General features: G+C 50.3%; 1 protein-coding gene and 3 tRNA genes. All 4 read left to right on the plus strand.

Annotated features, from left to right (window positions below):
- Position 1 precedes the first annotated feature (1 nt).
- The 4 genes from GBM95_RS11775 (at position 2) to GBM95_RS11790 (ending at position 1,147) form a co-directional block, all read left to right on the plus strand.
- Positions 2-77 (plus strand) — tRNA-Gly (locus GBM95_RS11775).
- Between the two features lie 53 nt (positions 78-130).
- Positions 131-219, plus strand: a tRNA-Leu gene (locus GBM95_RS11780).
- A gap of 253 nt (positions 220-472) precedes the next feature.
- A complete protein-coding gene (locus GBM95_RS11785) occupies positions 473-745 on the plus strand; it encodes a type II toxin-antitoxin system HicB family antitoxin (protein WP_152159264.1) in 273 nt (90 codons plus the stop codon).
- A gap of 326 nt (positions 746-1,071) precedes the next feature.
- A tRNA-Gly gene (locus tag GBM95_RS11790) sits at positions 1,072-1,147 on the plus strand.

Here is a 1,147-nt window from a genome sequence, read left to right on the forward strand (position 1 = left end):
TGCGGGAGTAGCTCAGTTGGTAGAGCGCAACCTTGCCAAGGTTGAGGTCGCGAGTTCGAGACTCGTCTCCCGCTCCAGACTTAAAGAGAGGGGAACGGAAGTTCCCCTTTTTTTATAGGCATAGGGAATTGCCGGAGTGACGAAATTGGTAGACGTAGCGGACTTAAAATCCGCCGCCCGCTTCAGGGCGTACGGGTTCGATTCCCGTCTCCGGCACCACCTGCCTATCTCATCTCGATTTATCGTGCTGTATTTTCGTTGATTTTCCTGAATAAACGGACAGATAACACTCTTTAGACCGTCCCTCATAGCAGCAGGAAATACCCTTAAGCGCGGAAATGTCAAGTAGTATTTCAGGTAGTTTTTTTGAGCCCAACTGAGATGCCCAAAATACTACTTGAAAGGGGCTCTACGGGGATTTTGATGGGAAAGCAAGGTTGAAGCCGCCTCGCTGATTTAAATCGGGCACGCTATGCGTTATCCAATCGTTATTGAGCCGGGCGACGAAAAGACTGCATATGGGGTCATAGTACCCGACCTTCCCGGATGCTTCTCCGCCGGAGACACTCTCGACGAGGCTTTCGATAGGGCCAGGGAGGCTATCGAAGGATGGATTGAATGCACTGTCGATGAAGGACAGGACATCCCCAAGCCTTCCGCTATGGAAGCTATCCGCAAAAATCCTGCATTCAATGGCTGGATCTTCGGAGCCGTTGACGTGGAACTCTCAAAGATTTCGGAATAGACAGCATAAAAAACTAAGGGCTTCTCTGCGGAGAGGCCTTTTTCATTTTGAGGCCTCTATAACACAGAGACGCTGAACACGTCGAAGATCGGGAAGTCCGACTTTCTTCAAATGTCCGTGCATGGGCGCGAAGGTGATCCCGGTAGGGTTTGTCTCGGCTGAAGATTGCCGGTATTGTCTGCACGCAGCGGTTCATTGAAGACTCAGAAAATTCATGTTGAGCTGACCGAGCTAAAGGCAATTGGCTGGTACAGGATTAAATTTGCATCTCACTCTTGACAAAGTTATTTTTTCGCGTACAATACGCATACTTCGCTGAACGCGTTGCGGGAGTAGCTCAGTTGGTAGAGCGCAACCTTGCCAAGGTTGAGGTCGCGAGTTCGAGACTCGTCTCCCGCTCCA

Source organism: Sutterella seckii (assembly GCF_009183815.1).
In the GTDB taxonomy this organism is placed as follows: domain Bacteria; phylum Pseudomonadota; class Gammaproteobacteria; order Burkholderiales; family Burkholderiaceae_F; genus Sutterella; species Sutterella seckii.

Coding starts and splice junctions, on each gene's coding strand:
- GBM95_RS11785 (WP_152159264.1), top strand. CDS start 473: ATGCGTTATCCAATCGTTATTGAGCCGGGCGACGAAAAGACTGCATAT.